Genomic DNA, 18,307 nt, shown 5'->3' on the forward strand with positions numbered 1-18,307 from the left:
GGATTAACCATGTCTGAGAATTATGACTCGTCGAGTATTAAAGTACTTAAAGGATTAGACGCAGTAAGAAAGCGTCCTGGAATGTATATAGGGGACACCGATGATGGCACAGGCTTACACCACATGGTGTTTGAAGTAGTTGATAACTCTATCGATGAAGCCTTAGCAGGTCATTGTGATGATATTTATGTAACTATTCACTTAGACGGTTCTGTCTCAGTACGAGATAACGGTCGTGGTATCCCAACTTCTATCCATGAAGAAGAAGGCGTATCAGCAGCCGAAGTTATCATGACGGTACTTCATGCTGGTGGTAAGTTTGATGATAACTCTTATAAAGTATCAGGTGGCTTACACGGTGTTGGTGTTTCAGTTGTAAATGCGCTTTCTGAAAAGTTAAAGCTTACAGTTCGCCGTGAAGGTAAACTTCATCAGCAGTTTTATACTATGGGTGTGCCAGATGCACCACTCGCTATTATTGGCGACTCTGAAACAACAGGTACTGAATTACGTTTTTGGCCAAGCGGCGAAACATTCACAAACCTAGATTTTCATTATGATATTTTAGCTAAACGTTTACGCGAGCTTTCATTCTTGAACTCTGGCGTTAGTATTATCTTAAGTGATGAGCGTGAAGAAAATAAATCTGACCACTTTAAATACGAAGGTGGTATTCAGGCATTTGTTGAATACCTAAACCGTAATAAAACACCGGTACATAAAGGTGTATTCCACTTTACTCACGAACGTGAAGAAGATGGTATTAGCGTTGAAGTATCAATGCAGTGGAATGATGGCTTCCAAGAAAACATCTACTGTTTTACAAACAACATTCCACAACGTGATGGTGGTACTCACTTAGCCGGTTTTAGATCTGCGCTAACACGTACACTTAATAACTATATGGAAAAAGAAGGCTTTAACAAAAAAGCTAAAACAACTAGTAATGCGACGGGCGATGATGCACGTGAAGGCTTAACTGCAGTTGTTAGTGTTAAAGTTCCAGATCCTAAGTTCTCATCACAAACCAAAGACAAGCTAGTATCAAGCGAAGTTAAATCTGCGGTTGAACAAGCAATGGCTGAAAAATTCACTGATTTCTTATTAGAAAATCCAATGGATGCCAAAATTGTTGTTGGTAAGATTATTGATGCTGCTCGTGCTCGTGAAGCTGCGCGTAAAGCGCGTGAAATGACACGTCGTAAAGGCGCAATGGATTTAGCTGGCTTACCAGGTAAGCTTGCAGATTGCCAAGAAAAAGACCCAGCCCAATCTGAACTATACATAGTGGAAGGGGACTCTGCTGGCGGATCAGCCAAGCAGGGACGTAACCGTAAAAACCAAGCTATTCTTCCACTTAAAGGTAAAATTTTAAACGTAGAAAAAGCACGTTTTGACAAAATGTTATCTTCGCAAGAAGTAGCAACGCTAATTACTGCATTAGGCTGTGGTATTGGCCGCGATGAATATAATCCTGAAAAACTTCGTTATCACCGCATCATCATCATGACCGATGCGGACGTGGATGGTTCTCACATTCGTACGCTACTACTTACTTTCTTCTACCGTCAAATGCCTGAAATTGTTGAGCGTGGGTATATCTACATTGCACAGCCGCCGCTTTATAAAGTGAAAAAAGGTAAGCAAGAGCGTTATATTAAAGATGATCCAGCACTCGTTGATTACTTAACTTCATTAGCACTAAATAATGCCGCACTTTATACAAGTGCAGATGCAAGTGCGATTGAAGGTGAAGCACTTGAGCAAATTGTTCATGATTACCAAAACACAGTTAAAGTAATTGAGCGCTTAAAACGTAAATACCCTAATACGGTAATGGAGCGTTTAATTTATCAAAGCGAACTGAAAACAGATGACCTTTCAGACGAAGCTAAAGTAATTGCTTGGACTAAAGAACTTGTTGATGACCTTATTGAACGTGATGAAGATGCAACAATTTTCCATGCAGGTACTGAGCATGACGCAGAGCGCAACCTATACTTCCCGGTTGTGAATATTCGTCAGCACGGTGTTGATAAAGCACATGTACTTCATCATGACTTTATTGCATCACGTGACTACCAACGTATTGCTGTGACTGGTACTAACATTGCAAATATCCTTGGTGAAGGCGCATATATTCAACGTGGTGAGAAAACAAAACCTGTTGATAACTTTGTGGATGCTTTGGAATGGTTGATCACAGAATCTAAGCGCGGGATCTATATTCAACGCTATAAAGGATTGGGTGAGATGAACCCTAGCCAACTGTGGGAAACGACAATGGATCCTAGCGCTCGTCGTATGTTACAAGTAACTATTGAAGACGCAGTTGCTGCGGATCAATTGTTTGCAACATTAATGGGCGATCAAGTTGAGCCTCGTCGTGACTTTATTGAAACTAACGCACTACGCGTAGTTAACTTAGACGTGTAAAAAATTATACTTACATCTTGAAAGGAGCCTAATGGCTCCTTTTTTATTTTATCAACCGCACAAACTGCTTAAAACCTGAGTGTGCACAAGGTATACTGAGGGTAATTTCACGCTACTTCTCAGATAGTAAAAAGCCAAATATGCAAAAATATGACGTTAAAACCTTTCAAGGTTTGATCCTGGCTTTACAGGATTATTGGGCGCAGCAAGGCTGTGTCATTATTCAACCACTTGATATGGAAGTGGGCGCAGGGACATTCCACCCGCAAACATTTTTAAAATCGATTGGCCCAGAGCCAATGTCGAGCGCGTACGTACAGCCATGTCGTCGTCCTACGGATGGTCGCTATGGCGAAAATCCAAATCGCTTACAACATTACTACCAATTTCAAGTAGTACTTAAGCCATCGCCAGATAACATCCAAGAGCTTTATTTAGGCTCGTTAGCGGCAATGGGTATTGACACCCTTACTCACGAAGTACGCTTTGTTGAAGATAACTGGGAATCACCTACGCTAGGCGCATGGGGCTTAGGTTGGGAAATTTGGTTAAACGGTATGGAAGTAACGCAGTTTACCTACTTTCAACAAGTAGGCGGTTTAGAGTGCTCACCGGTAACAGGTGAAATCACTTACGGCCTAGAGCGTTTAGCAATGTACATTCAAGGCGTAGATAGCATTTACGACCTAGTATGGGCTGACGGTCCACTAGGGCGTGTAACATACGGCGACGTGTTCCATCAAAATGAAGTAGAGCAATCTACTTATAACTTTGAACATGCAAACGTAGAAGACTTATTTGCACAGTTTGATAAGTGTGAAGCAGAAAGCCAAAAGTTAATTGAAGCTAACTTACCACTACCTGCATACGAGCAAGTAATGAAAGCATCGCACGCATTTAACTTGCTAGATGCACGCCACGCAATATCGGTAACAGAACGTCAGCGTTATATTTTACGCGTTCGTGCGTTATCTAAAGCGTGTGCACAAAGTTATTACGATGCACGTGAAGCGCTTGGTTTCCCGCTGTGTAAGGATAAGTAAAATGTCAGCACAAAATTTATTAGTAGAAATTGGCACAGAAGAGTTGCCACCAAAAGCTTTGCGTAAATTAGCAGAAGCCTTTGCTGCAAATTTAACTCAAGAGCTAGAAACACTAGAGTTAGCACACCAAGGTGTAAGCTGGTATGCATCGCCTCGTCGTTTGGGTTTACAAGTAAAATCGCTTGAAGCTAAGCAACAAGACAAAGAAGTAGAAAAGCGCGGCCCAGCTACAAAGGCAGCGTTTGATAGTGAAGGTAATCCAACTAAAGCAGCGATGGGTTGGGCGCGTGGTTGTGGTATTGACGTAAGTGAAGCACAAACACTCGAAACCGATAAAGGCGCTTGGTTATTACACATTGCTAAAGTAGCAGGGCAAGAAACTAAAGCGCTAATGACAGATGCTATCGCTAAAGCATTAAGTAAATTACCAATCCCTAAACCTATGCGTTGGGGCGCGAATAAAACACAATTTATTCGCCCAGTTCATACAGTCACTATTTTATTTGGTAGCGAGTTACTAGAAGGCGAAATACTTGGTAAACAAGTAAGTAACCAACTACAAGGCCATCGTTTCCATCATCCAGAAAAAATTAGTATTAACCATGCTGATGATATTTTTGATGTACTTAAATCGGCTTACGTTATTGCTGACTACGAGCAGCGTAAAGCGCAAATACGTACACAAATAGAAGAGGCAGCAAGCGCAGTTAACGCTGTTGTCGCGATGGATGAAGACTTACTAGAAGAAGTAACATCACTTGTAGAGTGGCCAGTTACTTTAACTGCTACATTTGAAGAAGCATTTTTAGATGTACCGGCCGAAGCGCTAATTTACACCATGAAGGACGACCAAAAATACTTCCCGTTATTAGATCAAAACGGCAAACTTTTAAATAAGTTTTTGTTTGTATCTAACATCGAAAGTAAAGATCCAAGTGTGGTTATATCAGGTAACGAAAAAGTAGTGCGCCCACGTTTAGCTGATGCACAATTCTTCTTTGAAACTGATAAAAAGAAAACATTAGAAAGCCGTTTAGAGTCGCTTGATACCGTTTTATTCCAAAAGCAGTTAGGTACGCTTAAAGATAAATCTGTACGTATTAGCGAGCTTGCCGGTTACATTGCAGAGCAGTTAGGTGCCGACAAAGACCTTGCAAAGCGTGCTGGTTTATTAAGTAAAACTGACTTAATGACCGAAATGGTAATGGAATTTACCGACGTACAAGGTGTTATGGGTATGCATTACGCTCGCCACGATGGTGAAGCTGAAGATGTAGCAGTTGCGCAAAACGAGCAATACATGCCACGCTTTGCAGGCGACAACTTACCTACAAACCTAATTAGCTGTGCAGTTGCCATTGCAGATAAGTTTGATACGCTGGTGGGTATTTTTGGTATAGGCCAAGCACCAAAAGGTGATAAAGACCCATTTGCGCTTCGTCGTGCTGCTATTGGTGCACTACGCATCATGGTAGAAAAAGAACTACCGCTTGATATTTTAGACCTAGTAGCAAAAGCACAAACCCTGTTTGGCGATAAGTTAACTAATCTAAATGTATCAACAGATGTATTTGATTTTATGCTAGGGCGTTTTCGCGCATGGTATCAAGATGAAGGTATTGAAGTAGACGTAATTCAAGCTGTGCTTGCACGCCGTCCAACTAAGCCTGTTGATTTTGATCGCCGTGTTAAAGCGGTAAGCCATTTCCGTACATTAGACGAAGCAGAAGCGCTTGCAGCGGCTAATAAGCGTGTAGGTAATATTCTGGCTAAAAACAATATTACTAGTCAAGGTGATGTTGATGAGAGCTTATTAAGCGACGACGCTGAAAAAGTATTAGCATCACAAGTGGCAAAATTTGCCACTGAGCTTGCACCACTTTATGCCGATGGAAACTATCAAGAAGCATTAAGCCAATTAGCGGGTATTCGTCAAAGTGTTGATAACTTTTTTGACAACGTAATGGTTATGGCCGACGATGAAGCAGTTAAACAAAATCGTCTTGCGCTACTAAGCCAGTTAAGCGGATTATTTTTAGGTATTGCAGATATTTCTGTGTTACAAAAATAAGCTAACTTAGCAATTTAAAAAGCCAGCGATTTGCTGGCTTTTTAGTTTTCACAGAACGTAAAGGATATTTATTGATGATCCCAATGAAACGAATTTCAACCCTTGCTATTGCCGGCTTACTTACAGCCTGTACTAGCCAAATTTCTATTAACGACGTACTGCCACAACAAGAGCTAGATAAAACCATTTACTTAAGAGGCGACTTTACGCTTTGGGATGCTGAACCTCAGTATCAATTTATGCCAGTAGGTCCTGCGCTCTACCAAGCAGAAGTTAAATTTAGTACGCCAGGTAAAGTATACGAGTTTAAAATAGCCGATGCCGATTTTAGTGAAGGCTACAACTGTGGCTATAGCGATACACAACCTGAAGGGCAAAAACTAACACTTGGCCAACCAGCGCTTGCCGACTGTAATACTATTTATAATTACTTTAGCTATACACCCGCAATAAAAGGCACGTACATAGTAAGCATTGATTACAGTGTCTACGATGAGCCGAAAGTGACGATAACGAAGAAATAGCTGTAAGCTTAAAGCTATCAGTTTTTAGCTGCCCGAGTGAGCTTATAGATTTGCAACAAGGACGTTAATATGAAATTGAGCCTTTGGATTAAGGGGTAGTGCATTGAATAATTATATAGAGTACTGCTATCTAGAAAATGATAAGCCTAGCTTTGAACGAAGTAAGTTAACTGAGACAGACTCATATGAGTGCATAGCAAAACATAAAGTTTTTTTACGAAAGCTAGAGATAGAAAATTTATTTGATGTTTTGATCGAGGAGGTTAAAACATTTAAATCATTACTTACTATGGCTCAACTTTCACAAGAGTTTTCAAATTTCTCTGAGGTACATGCTTACATAGAAAATCAAAAAGCTCGTACTAAATTAAATATCTCCTATCTAAGTATTTTGAATACTGGAAAATTAGTTTTAGATCGGTTGTACATTGAACGTAATAAGTTTTCGATAATAATGATATCGATCAATCATTATTATCTGAATTATTGATTGAAAGGGAGAGGATCTTTAAAGAGAATCAGTATTATGTTCTATGCTGTAATTTGAGAAATTTATGCCAACATAAAATGTTACCCGTAAATAGGCTAACTTTAAAATATCCATCTAAAAGTAAACATGGGAATGGCGTAATAACAAAATTTCAGATTCCACTCGTATTATCGGCAATGGAAGAGAAAGAGAGGATAAAGTTGTTAAAGGGGTTAAACTCTGCATTTAAAGGTGAGCTCTTAAAGTATGATTTAGTCGACCTCAACAGAGCGATAGATGGTTATTTTGAAGGGATTTTTGATTTAATGATAAAACTACGCACCTTGGTAAATAAATCAGTAACTGGGGCTGAAGATTATTTTAGTAAGTTACTTGGTCAGAATATAGACTTAGACGCGAAGCGACTCTTGGGGCCGCCAGCGTTAGTAGTTGACAATGAAAAGAAATTTTACTTGGATTTTGAGTGGTTCCGAGTGGCTCATTATTTAGAAGAAAAAAATAATTCTCACTTCAAAAGCAGTAATTTAATTAGAACACAGTATTTGAGCAATGAACCTTAAAGTCCTTTCTTCACCACATACCTATACGGTGCTTCTTCAACATCTTTAGCCACCAGCGTGTGATCCATAAACGTACAAAAGCTGGGAATGTCGCGGGTGGTTGATGGGTCGTCGGCAATGATAAGCAGTGTTTCGCCGTCATTAATTTTGCGAATGGCAGCGCGAATCATCATTACAGGTTCTGGGCAGCGTAGGCCCATGGCGTCTAATTGGTGATCGGGATTATCAAAGCTCATAAAAAGTTACCTGTAAAAATAGTCGCGGCTTGGTTAGGTCGGGTAGTTTAGCGCAAATAAACCTGTGGGTTAACTATTTTGCATATAACGAATCAGCTCAATAAAGTAAAAAACAATCTGGCATAAGTTTAATACACCCGATCACATTATTCATTTAGCTGGTGGCACAATAAAAAAAGGCGAACTGATTTGCATCAGTTCGCCTTTTTAATCACCAAGATGGTTTACATGTTTAAGCTAATAATTAGTCTTGAACACGTTCAAATACAGTGGCAATGCCTTGGCCTAAACCAATACACATAGTTGCTAAACCGTATTTTGCATTTTTGTCTTCCATTAAGTGAATAAGCGATGTGCTAATACGCGAACCCGAACAACCTAGAGGGTGACCAAGTGCGATTGCTCCGCCGTTTAAATTCACTTTTTCGTCAACCACGTCTGCTAAACCTAAGTCTTTAAGTACAGGCAGTGATTGTGCTGCAAATGCTTCGTTAAGCTCTGCTACATCGATGTCATCAATTGTAATACCAGCTTGTGCAAGTGCTTTTTTACTTGCTGGTACTGGGCCGTAACCCATGATTGATGGATCGCAACCAGCAACAGCCATAGCTCTAATGCGTGCACGAATTGGTAAACCAAGCTCTTTTGCTTTTTCTTCGCTCATTACTAACATGGCTGATGCGCCATCAGAAAGAGCAGAAGACGTACCCGCAGTAACTGAGCCTGTAGCTGGGTTAAATACTGGGCGAAGCTGAGATAAACCTTCAACCGTTGTTTCAGGACGAATTACTTCATCATCTTCAACTAAAATAAGTGAGCCATCTGCTGCGTGACCTTCCATTGCTAAAATTTCGCGGCGGAAACGTCCTTCAACTGTTGCAGCATGTGCACGTTGATGTGAGCGATAAGCAAACTCGTCTTGCTGCTGACGGCTAATGCCGTGAATAGTAGCAAGGTATTCAGCTGTTAAGCCCATAGAGCCAGATGCTTGTGCAATTGATGTAGCTAGGCCAGGGTGAAAATCGTTACCGTGGGTCATAGGTACGTGACCCATGTGCTCAACACCACCAATTAGGTAAGTGTCGCCAGCGCCTGTCATAATGGCGCGTGCTGCGTCATGTAATGCTTGCATTGACGAGCCACATAAACGGTTAACGGTTGTAGCAGGTACTGAATGTGGAATACCCGCAAGCAGTGATGCGTTACGTGCAACGTTAAAGCCTTGCTCTAATGTTTGCTGTACACAACCCCAATAAATGTCGTCAATTGATGCTGGATCAACCGCTGGGTTGCGTTCTAGTAAGCCCTTCATTAAGTGAGCGCTTAAGTCTTCCGCACGCTTGTTTTTAAATACGCCGCCTTTTGAGCGACCCATTGGTGTGCGGATACAATCTACAATTACTGGATTATTCATGATATTAACCTTCCACCTTATAGAAAACACGACCTTCTTCGGCCCATTTGCGAGTTTGCTCTGATACTTGGTAAATCGCACCTAGGTGAGCATATTTGTCTGCTGATGCAACAAAGTTAGCTAAACCAGTTTGATCTAAGTAACGGAACGCGCCGCCTCTAAATGGAGGGAAACCAACGCCGTATACAAGGGCCATATCAGCTTCTTGCGGAGAAGCAACAATGCCTTCTTGTAAACAAAGTAGTACTTCGTTGATCATTGGGATCATACAACGGTCAATGATTTCTTGTTTATCAAATTCTTTAGGTGCATCAGTAATTGGCGCTAGTAGCTCAACTGCTGTTGCATCGCTTGATTTTTTAAGACGACCACGACGGTCTGTTTCGTACTTGTAAAAGCCCGCCTTGTTCTTTTGACCAAAACGTTTTTCGTTAGCAAAAACAGTTACCGGATCTTTTTCTGCACGTGCCATACGCTCAGGGAAACCGTCTGCCATTACGCCAGTACAATGATAAGCCGTATCAATACCTACAACGTCAAGTAGGTAAGCTGGACCCATTGGCCAGCCAAATACGTTTTCCATTACTTTATCTACTTTTGCAAAGTTAGCGCCTTCAACAACTAATTTGCTAAAGCCTGCAAAGTACGGGAATAAAACACGGTTTACAAAAAAGCCAGGGCAATCGTTAACAACGATAGGTGACTTGCCAAGTTTAAGGGCGTAATCAACTACCGCGTTAATTGTTTTATCAGAAGTTTTTGCACCACGGATAATTTCTACTAACGGCATTCTTGGCACTGGATTGAAAAAGTGCATACCACAGAAGTTTTCTGGTTTATCTAACGCTTCTGCAAGTAAATCAATACAAATAGTCGATGTGTTTGATGTAAGTACAGTGCCTTCAGGCATGTTCTTTTCAAGGTCAGCTAATACTGCTTGCTTAACTTTAGGATTTTCTACTACGGCTTCAACAATAATGTTGGCGTTTTGTAGGTCAGCATCGTTAAGCGTTGGTTTAATTTTGCTAAGCGTTGCCAGCATTTTTTCCATTGGCATATGGCCGCGTTTAACTTTTGCACCAAGTAGCTTAGATGCTTCACCCATACCTAAATCAAGCGCATCCTGTTGGATGTCTTTCATTATGATTGGTGTGCCTTTATAAGCTGACTGGTATGCAATACCGCCGCCCATAATACCTGCGCCTAATACCGCAGCTTGTTTAATTTCAACATCGCTGTGTTTAGCAAGTTTGCGTGCTTTGCCTTTAATGAACTGGTCATTTAAGAAAATGCCGGTTTGTGCAGCTGCTTCGTTAGTACGCGCAAGTTTTGCAAAGTTAGCATTTTCGATTGCCATTGCTTCATCGCGAGTACAGTTTGCCGCTGCTTTAATGGTACGTACTGCCATAACCGGTGCAGGATAGTGGCCTTTGGTTTTACCCATTACCATACCTTCTGCCATAGCAAAGCTCATGCCTTGCTCAACGCGGTTTAATTTAAGTGGCTGTAATTTTACGTTGCGTTTTGCTTGCCAATCTAACTTGCCAGCAATTGCTAATTCAAGTGTTGCTACGCTTGACTCTAGTAGTTTGTCAGTACTAACTACCGCGTCAAACGCACCTACTTTAAGGGCATCAGCTGCGCGGTTTTCTGCGCCTGAGGTAATCCACATCATTGCGTTATCGGCGCCAATGATGCGTGGTAAGCGCACTGTGCCACCAAAACCAGGCATTATGCCAAGTTTAACTTCTGGTAGGCCCATTTTAGCTGTTTCGCTTGCAACACGATAATCGGTAGCAAGTGCCCACTCACACCCACCGCCAAGTGCCATACCGTTTATAGCGCTTAGAGTTGGGAATGGTAGATCTTCGATTGAATCAAAAACGTCGGTTGCGTTTTTGATCCACGTTACTAATTCTTCTTCTGGTTTAGTAAACGTAGGTAAAAATTCGAAGATGTCGGCACCAATAATAAAGTGGTCTTTATCACTGGTAAAAATCATGCCTTTGATATCAGTATTAGCGGCTAATTCTTTTAATGCTGCCGCGCAATCTGAAAGAGTTTTTTGAGATAGTGTGTTTACAGAACCTGCAACACAAAACTTAAACTCGGCGATGTTTTCCTTAAGGAAGCTAACTTCAAAGGAATCGCTTTTATATAACATTATTATTCTCCCTAGTTGACGAACTAAGACTGGTACGATGAGTTTGCATTTCAATCAGTGTGCTTGCTTTAAATTAAAAATGCAACGAAAAATTTAACTCGGTTACAAACGGCTGGTTAAAATATAGCTGGTTTGGTGCTAAGGTGTGATGGAAAGTTTTTAGTCATCGCTTTAATTTTTTATTAAAGGACATTATGAAAAAATATTTATTAAACGTTGCGGCAGCTGCATTTATATTTCCTCTTTATTCTGCCGAGGCGAGTATCGATAACGATGCTTTTTTAGATGCTGAAAAAAAAGCACGTTACGGTAGTTATCAAGACTTTAAAGAAGCGGTTAGTGGACTTAATCATCCGCTAAAACCGTATGTTGAAAAAACCTATTGGCAGCGTAACCCAAACTTTAAATACCAAGCCGAAATAGAAGACTACTTAACTATTTATCAGCATACGCCATTAGAATGGCCTGTGCGAAAAGCGTGGTTAGAGTACTTAAAAGATAAAAACAAAAAAGCGGCATATATTCGTAATTATCGCCAAACCTCAAATGCTGAGCTTACGTGTACTTATTTGGATTTTCAGCTTGATTTAGGCGCACCTGAAAAAGCAATTTTTAATCAGGTTACTGATTTGTGGGCTGTTGGAAAGTCGCAGCCCAATGAGTGTGATGCGCTTTTTTCTCAGTGGCGTAAAAAAGGCTACATGAAAGAAGAAACCGTATGGCAACGCGTTACACTCGCAGCGCAAGGCGGTACACAAAGCTTATTACCTTATTTAAAAACACTATTGCCTAAAAATGAACGCTACTTAGCTGATTTATATTTAAAAGTACGTCGCGATCCAAGCGCAGCGGCTGGTTTATATCGTTATAAAAATAAATCGGATAAAGAAGGCGAAATAGCTCTTTATGGGGTTAAGCGTTTAATTTGGCGCGACAAAGAGCTTGCATTAAAAGCATGGGAAAAGTTAGAAAAAATATTTAACTACAGCGAAGCTTCTAAGGCTGATGTGTATTACACCTTTGCGCTATCGCTTGCATCAAGCGGGCACAAACAAGCTAGCTTTTGGTTAAATAAAGTACCTAAAGACCGACAAGATAAAAAGTTAATACAATGGCAGCTGGGTAATATGCTCAAAACCCAAGATTGGGAAGGTATAGCTGCATTTTTTACAGGTAAAGAAGATTTAAGCTTAGGCCAACAATATTGGTTAGCGTATAGCTACGCTAAACGAGGCGAGCAACAAAAAGCGGATGATATTTGGAAAAAAGTGGCTGCTAATCGCGATTATTATGGCTTTTTAGCTGCTGCGCGTTTAGGGCTGCCTATTGATTTAAATAATCACCCTTTAGCGGTTGATCAAAAGTTGGTAGATAAAGTGAGTAATGCACCAGGGTTTAAACGTGCAAAGGCGCTTTACGATATAGAACGATTTACCTCAGCGCGCCGTGAGTGGAATTACTTAACAGATACCTCTAGTGCTGACGAAAAGTTAGCTGCATCAATACTCTCTACCGATTTAGGTTGGCACGACAGCACTATTTTTACACTCGCTAAAATAAAAGCGTGGGATAATGTAGAGCAGCGTTTTCCGTTTGCATATCAAGATGTATTTGAGCGTTACAGCAAACGTAGCAAAATAGACCCCGCATGGAGTATTGCAATAGCAAGGCGTGAGAGCTCATTTGCACCCGATGCTCGCTCGCATGCTAATGCGCGTGGCTTAATGCAATTATTGCCAAGTACTGCTGAGTACGTAAATAAAGGAAGTGTATCGAGTAATCGTTTGTATCAGCCTAAAACTAATATTAGATTAGGTACAAGTTACTTACAGTATTTAAAAAAGAAAAACCACGGCAACGAAGTACTAGCAACAGCTTCTTATAATGCGGGGTATCATCGTATAAAACGTTGGTTACCCGATGAAGCAATTCCGGCTGAGTTATGGGTAGAGCTTATTCCGTATCGTGAGACCCGCGACTATGTAAAAAATGTATTTGCATATAGGCAGGTGTATCACACTCGAATGGGCCGAGAAGGTAATGTGCTCGCGCCGCTCCTTGAAATGAAAATGGGTGGTTGAATATATAATACCCACCGAGTAATAACTTAACACGATTGGTATAAGCATTAAGAAGGGGGATATTTACATGTTAAATATCCCCCTTTTTTGAGCGCTCAGCCTTTAAGTGGTAGACTCAAAGCAAGTTAAATTTAACAGATGGATTAACAATGGATAAATTAGCCGTTTTATACGCCGAACATATTGCAACACTGCAACAGCGTACTCGTACAATTTGTGACCGTGAAGGGTTAGAGGGATTAGTTATTCACTCAGGCCAAGCTAAGCGCCAGTTTTTAGACGACATGTATTACCCGTTTAAAGTTAATCCACAATTTAAAGCTTGGTTGCCTGTAATTGATAATCCACATTGCTGGATTGTGGTTAATGGTAGCGATAAGCCAAAGCTTATTTTTTATCGTCCAGTTGATTTTTGGCATAAAGTACCTGACGAGCCACGTGACTTTTGGGCTGAGTACTTTGATATCGAGCTATTACTACAGCCTGATCAAGTCGAAAAGCTACTTCCATACGATAAAGCTAAATATGCGTATATGGGCGAGTACATTGAAGTAGCACAAGCACTTGGTTTTAGTTTAATGAACCCTGAGCCTGTATTAAATTACTTTCATTTTCATCGTGCATACAAAACGCAGTACGAGCTTGAATGTTTACGCCAAGCTAACCGCATAGCAGTAGACGGGCATAAAGCCGCACGCGATACGTTTTACAATGGTGGTAGCGAGTTTGATATTCAACAAGCGTACCTTATGGCTACACGCCAAAGCGAAAACGAAATGCCATACGGTAATATTGTTGCGCTTAACGAAAACTGCGCTATTTTGCATTACACACATTTTGACCCTAAAGCGCCGCATACTCATAATTCGTTTTTGATTGATGCAGGTGCAAACTTCAACGGTTACGCTGCTGATATTACCCGCACATACGATTTTAAAAAGCAGGGTGAGTTTGCTGAGCTTGTTAATACTATGACGGCTACGCAAATTGAGTTAGGCAAAGGTTTAAAACCAGGTATGTTATATGGCGATTTACATGTTGAATGCCATAACCGTATTGCGCAAATTCTTAGCGACTTCAAAATTGTAAACTTACCAGCGGCAGAAATTGTTGAGCGTAAAATTACGTCTACTTTTTTCCCGCATGGACTCGGGCATCATTTAGGTTTACAAGTTCATGATATGGGCGGTTTTATGAGTGATGAAAAAGGAGGGCATCAGCCATCACCAGAAGGGCATCCATTCTTGCGTTGTACTCGTAAAATTGAGAAAAACCAAGTATTCACTATAGAGCCGGGTTTATATTTCATTGATTCACTATTAGGTGATTTAGCACAAACCGACAACAAACAGTTTATTAACTGGGATAAAGTTGAGACATTTAAACCTTATGGCGGTATTCGTATTGAAGACAACATTATTGTGCACGAAGATAGCCTAGAAAATATGACTCGTGATTTAGCGCTCGACTAGATCCTTATAAAGACGAGTTAGCTAATACGCGCTAAAATACGCGAATACAAAGGGGCCTTTTGGCCCCATTTTTAATTGAGCTTTAATTATGTCTGAATATAAATACCCTGCCGAAGATGTGTTTCACCAAGAAGAAATTAAAAAAAGCACTTTTATTGTTCATATAGCTCATACGCCTGATTTAAATGCAGCTAAAGCGTTTATTAAAAGCATTGAAGAAAAGTACTCAGATGCTCGCCATAACTGTTGGGCGCATGTAGCGGGTAATCCTGGTGGCAGCCATGTTTATGGTTTTTCAGATGATGGAGAGCCAAATGGTACTGCAGGCAAACCTATGTTAAATGTGCTGGTGGGATCCGGGCTTGGTGAAATTACCGCAGTGGTTACACGTTATTTTGGGGGTATTAAGTTAGGCACAGGTGGTTTAGTGCGTGCTTATGGCGGCTCGCTTAATAATGCGCTTACTCAACTTAAAACAGTCACTAAAGTACCTAGCGTAGAAATTATTGGCCAAAGCGAATACAACATGCAAGGTGCAATAGAGCAGTTATTAAAAACCAATTATCAGGTACTTAATATTGATAAGCAATTTACTGCTAATATTGAATGGGTGATCACAATAGATAGCCGACAAGCCCAGCAAGCAATAAAAGATATTTTTGATTTAAGCCACGGCGCAGTTGAGTTAACTATTAAAGAGTAATAACCTACACAAATTGCATTTAATGCATACCTGTTTAATTTGATCTGATTGAAGTTACTCAATCTCAGTTTACTAATAATAAAAGCGATAAGCTAAATGCAATTTCGTACCATCATAAAAATTCTTGGCCAACTTGTTGCGCTGTTTAGTATTACCATGGTGCCACCGGCACTGGTGTCTTTAATTTATAAAGACGGTGGTGGTGTTCCGTTTGTTTTAGCATTTATATTCAGCGTTGTTATTGGCATGATGGCTTATTACCCAAACCGCCATGAAAACGGCGATTTAAAAGCACGCGAAGGCTTTTTAATTGTAGTTTTGTTTTGGTTAGTACTAGGGGCGTTTGCATCATTACCGCTTATATTTTTACAAGAGCCAAACTTATCTTTGGCTGATGCCGTATTTGAGGCGTTTTCAGGCCTTACGACCACCGGTGCTACCGTACTAACGGGTATTGAATACTTGCCAAAATCGGTATTATTTTATCGCCAGCAACTCCAGTGGTTTGGCGGTATGGGTATAATCGTACTTGCTGTCGCTATACTGCCCATGCTTGGTGTGGGTGGCATGCAGTTATACAGAGCTGAAATACCTGGTCCTGTTAAAGACTCTAAAATGACCCCTCGCATAGCCGATACAGCCAAACACCTTTGGTATATTTATGTGTCGTTAACTATTACGTGTATGCTGGCTTATTGGGCTGCAGGAATGGAGTGGTTTGATGCTATATGTCATGCGTTTTCTACAGTAGCGATAGGTGGTTTTTCTACTTACGATGCGTCTATGGGGCATTTTGACAGCCCAATGATTAACTTTATTTGCGTGTTCTTTTTAATTATTGCCGCCGTCAACTTCTCTTTGCATTACGCCGCAGTGGCGAGCAGAAACATTCAAGTATATATACGTGATCCTGAGTTTAAGGTGTTTTTGTGTATTCAATTAGCGCTGGTGGTTATTTGTTTTACTGTGCTTTCATCCAACGAAATATTTGCCAATGGCGACGAGACCCTCGATCAGGCTTTGTTTCAAGCGGTATCTATGAGTACAACGGCAGGCTTTGCTACCGATAACTTTTCTACTTGGCCGCTGTTTTTACCTATTTTACTTATATTTTCGAGCTTTATTGGTGGCTGTGCAGGCTCTACCGGTGGCGGCATGAAAGTAGTAAGAGTGTTTTTACTTTACTTACAGGGCGTACGTGAACTTAATAGGCTTGTACACCCACGCGCTATATACTCTATTAAACTTGGCCGTAAAGCATTGCCAGATAAAGTTGTAGAGGCCGTGTGGGGCTTTTTCTCGGCATATGCACTGGTGTTTATTATTATTATGCTGGCGCTTATGGGGACTGGTATGGATAACATAACGGCGTTTTCTGCCACTGCTGCATGTTTAAATAACTTAGGCCCAGGTTTAGGTGATGTTGCCTCGCACTATGGTGCAATTACCGATGGCGCAAAATGGTTGCTAACTATTGCTATGGTATTTGGCCGGTTAGAAATATTCACGTTATTAGTATTATTTACGCCTACTTTTTGGCGTGGCTAAACGCTATTAAACTAACTCAGGGGTAGAGTATGCCAGCGTCAAATCTAAACAAATTACACCAACTCACTACGAGTGGCTTGGTTGACTTAGAAATACTCACTCCCACCGACAGCAAGCGCATTAAAACCGAGTTTGTAGGCTTGCTCGAGAATAAGTTTATTATTTTAAATTACCCTAGTTCAAAGCGCTTGCCTGCGAGTAGTGATTATTTACGCGATGGTGTAATGGTTATAGTAAGAGCATTAATAGAAGGCAGTGGCGGGCAAATTATTGCATTTCGACAACAAATAATGTCGGTGGCTTCTCATCCTGCTAGGTTGATTTTTATTAACTACCCTAAGCAAGTACAGCTTTTTGCTCTGCGCTCTCAAGCACGCATACCTACCTTATTACCGGCTAAATTAAAAGTGAACGATGACAGAGTACTTGAAGGCATCATCAAAGATATTTCACTCACTGGTGTTATGTTTGATGTTAGGGGCGATCAACAAGACGAAGACCTAAAAAACATGCAATGCACTGTAATACTCGATACCAATAGTAAGGATTTTCAGGGTGAGATTTGCAGTGTGAAAGAGCACTCATCGGGTGTTAATTGCGGAATTAGGTTATTAGCCAGTGAAGATGAAATGAAAGCATTTATGAAAGAACATTTTATCGACCCATCAGTACTTGATATGGCTGTAGAGTAGTAACGTTTCGCCTTTTTGCAACAAAAAGGTATTTTGCGTAAAAATTTAAAAATACTTCTTCATTTAATTTAAAAATAAATATAATTTCCTTAAATAACAGTTTGTTGAGTTAGTTGAAAATAGAATTATTATTTTCACTGCAAACCTGCTTAGCTTAAAGTTTACTTAAATTTTCTAGGTAAAACCCCACCTTTCTATTAAATACTCAAAACTGTAGCTTTTTACTTAATTGTAACTACCTGTTTTTGTTGGCTTTAATTTTCGCTTTATAAATCGCGTTGCTAAATAGCAACAAAAATCACAGCTAAAATCTTTAAAACAACGAGAAAGTTATCGTAATACATTGATATATAGAGGCTTTTAAAGGTTGGCATTTAAGTTGTAATAGTCTGGGTGTACTGAACGAAAACGTGATTTAAAGTGAAAGACTTAATCGCACACACATAAATTTGAAGGATACATATTATGAAAAGCATTAATAAAACTTTAGCACTAATCGCTATTGCATCTTCATCAGCAGCTTTTGCAGCATCAGATTTCGATACGTTAGATGTAGATGGTAATGGCGCAATTAGCCAAGCAGAAGCGTCGGTAGATGCAAAGCTAATGAGCATGTTTTCAGAGCTCGATACTGACCAAAATGGTGAGTTATCAAAAGAAGAGTTTTCAGAAGCTTAATTTAAAGTGATTTATCCTGAGTTGCCAAAGACAACCTAAGTAGGCAAGGGAGTTTACGAAAGAGGATAACAAGGAAGTGAATATGACTTTAATTTTAGCAAACCAATTTTTTGATAGAACATTGAATATGAAGGAATACGCTATGAAACATCTAAATAAAGCACTTGCTCTTATTTGTATTAGTTCAGACAAGAT

The 18,307-nt window shown here is 40.3% G+C and carries 14 protein-coding genes; 11 read left to right on the plus strand and 3 right to left on the minus strand.

What is annotated here, in order from left to right; genetic code table 11:
• The first annotated feature begins 9 nt into the window (after positions 1-9).
• From gyrB to CWC11_RS19355, 5 genes are all read left to right on the plus strand, one after another.
• On the plus strand, positions 10-2,436 hold the full coding sequence (gene gyrB / locus CWC11_RS19335; protein ID WP_058548186.1) for a DNA topoisomerase (ATP-hydrolyzing) subunit B: 2,427 nt from the start codon (positions 10-12) through the stop codon (positions 2,434-2,436).
• A gap of 140 nt (positions 2,437-2,576) precedes the next feature.
• Positions 2,577-3,479, plus strand: coding sequence for a glycine--tRNA ligase subunit alpha (glyQ, locus tag CWC11_RS19340; RefSeq protein ID WP_013463645.1), 903 nt, complete (start codon positions 2,577-2,579; stop codon positions 3,477-3,479).
• 1 nt (position 3,480) lies between these two features.
• Positions 3,481-5,550, plus strand: coding sequence for a glycine--tRNA ligase subunit beta (gene glyS / locus CWC11_RS19345; protein ID WP_138683991.1), 2,070 nt, complete (start codon positions 3,481-3,483; stop codon positions 5,548-5,550).
• A 74-nt stretch (positions 5,551-5,624) separates the two neighbouring features.
• The gene (locus CWC11_RS19350; protein WP_138683992.1) at positions 5,625-6,074 is read left to right on the plus strand and encodes an early set domain-containing protein; all 450 of its coding nucleotides are present in this window, start codon (positions 5,625-5,627) and stop codon (positions 6,072-6,074) included.
• Positions 6,075-6,740: 666 nt separating this feature from the next.
• On the plus strand, positions 6,741-7,124 hold the full coding sequence (locus CWC11_RS19355; RefSeq protein WP_138683993.1) for a hypothetical protein: 384 nt from the start codon (positions 6,741-6,743) through the stop codon (positions 7,122-7,124).
• On the opposite strand, the gene tusA is transcribed toward CWC11_RS19355, so the two are convergent.
• The 3 genes from tusA to fadB all read right to left on the minus strand — a co-directional run bounded on the left by tusA (position 7,121) and on the right by fadB (position 10,938).
• Positions 7,121-7,360 carry a sulfurtransferase TusA gene (gene tusA / locus CWC11_RS19360; RefSeq protein WP_055016202.1) on the minus strand — a complete coding sequence of 80 codons (240 nt, stop codon included), beginning with the start codon at positions 7,358-7,360 and terminating at the stop codon, positions 7,121-7,123. The genes CWC11_RS19355 and tusA overlap by 4 nt on opposite strands.
• 244 nt (positions 7,361-7,604) lie before the next feature.
• Positions 7,605-8,774: an acetyl-CoA C-acyltransferase FadA gene (fadA, locus tag CWC11_RS19365; RefSeq protein WP_058548179.1), complete on the minus strand. Its 1,170-nt coding sequence runs from the start codon at positions 8,772-8,774 to the stop codon at positions 7,605-7,607.
• Positions 8,775-8,778: 4 nt separating this feature from the next.
• Positions 8,779-10,938 (minus strand): fatty acid oxidation complex subunit alpha FadB, encoded by a 2,160-nt coding sequence (gene fadB, locus CWC11_RS19370; RefSeq protein WP_138683994.1) that lies wholly within the window; start codon positions 10,936-10,938, stop codon positions 8,779-8,781.
• A gap of 194 nt (positions 10,939-11,132) precedes the next feature.
• On the opposite strand from fadB, the gene CWC11_RS19375 reads away from it, so the two are divergent.
• The 6 genes from CWC11_RS19375 to CWC11_RS19400 all read left to right on the plus strand — a co-directional run bounded on the left by CWC11_RS19375 (position 11,133) and on the right by CWC11_RS19400 (position 18,112).
• Positions 11,133-13,019, plus strand: a complete 1,887-nt coding sequence (locus CWC11_RS19375; protein ID WP_138683995.1) for a transglycosylase SLT domain-containing protein — start codon at positions 11,133-11,135, stop codon at positions 13,017-13,019.
• 149 nt (positions 13,020-13,168) lie between these two features.
• Positions 13,169-14,491: a Xaa-Pro dipeptidase gene (pepQ, locus tag CWC11_RS19380; RefSeq protein WP_058548176.1), complete on the plus strand. Its 1,323-nt coding sequence runs from the start codon at positions 13,169-13,171 to the stop codon at positions 14,489-14,491.
• Positions 14,492-14,579: 88 nt separating this feature from the next.
• The gene (locus CWC11_RS19385) at positions 14,580-15,194 is read left to right on the plus strand and encodes a YigZ family protein (RefSeq protein ID WP_138683996.1); all 615 of its coding nucleotides are present in this window, start codon (positions 14,580-14,582) and stop codon (positions 15,192-15,194) included.
• 96 nt (positions 15,195-15,290) lie between these two features.
• Complete coding sequence (locus tag CWC11_RS19390; RefSeq protein WP_058548174.1) at positions 15,291-16,742, plus strand: TrkH family potassium uptake protein; 1,452 nt, start codon at positions 15,291-15,293, stop codon at positions 16,740-16,742.
• Between the two features lie 29 nt (positions 16,743-16,771).
• Complete coding sequence (locus CWC11_RS19395; protein WP_138683997.1) at positions 16,772-17,434, plus strand: flagellar brake domain-containing protein; 663 nt, start codon at positions 16,772-16,774, stop codon at positions 17,432-17,434.
• 465 nt (positions 17,435-17,899) lie between these two features.
• Entirely contained in the window at positions 17,900-18,112 is a 213-nt protein-coding gene (locus CWC11_RS19400; RefSeq protein WP_138683998.1) for an EF-hand domain-containing protein, read from the plus strand.
• Positions 18,113-18,307 lie beyond the last annotated feature (195 nt).

The sequence above is a fragment of the Pseudoalteromonas sp. S3178 genome (genome assembly GCF_005886985.1).
GTDB classification, from domain to species: Bacteria; Pseudomonadota; Gammaproteobacteria; order Enterobacterales; family Alteromonadaceae; genus Pseudoalteromonas; species Pseudoalteromonas carrageenovora.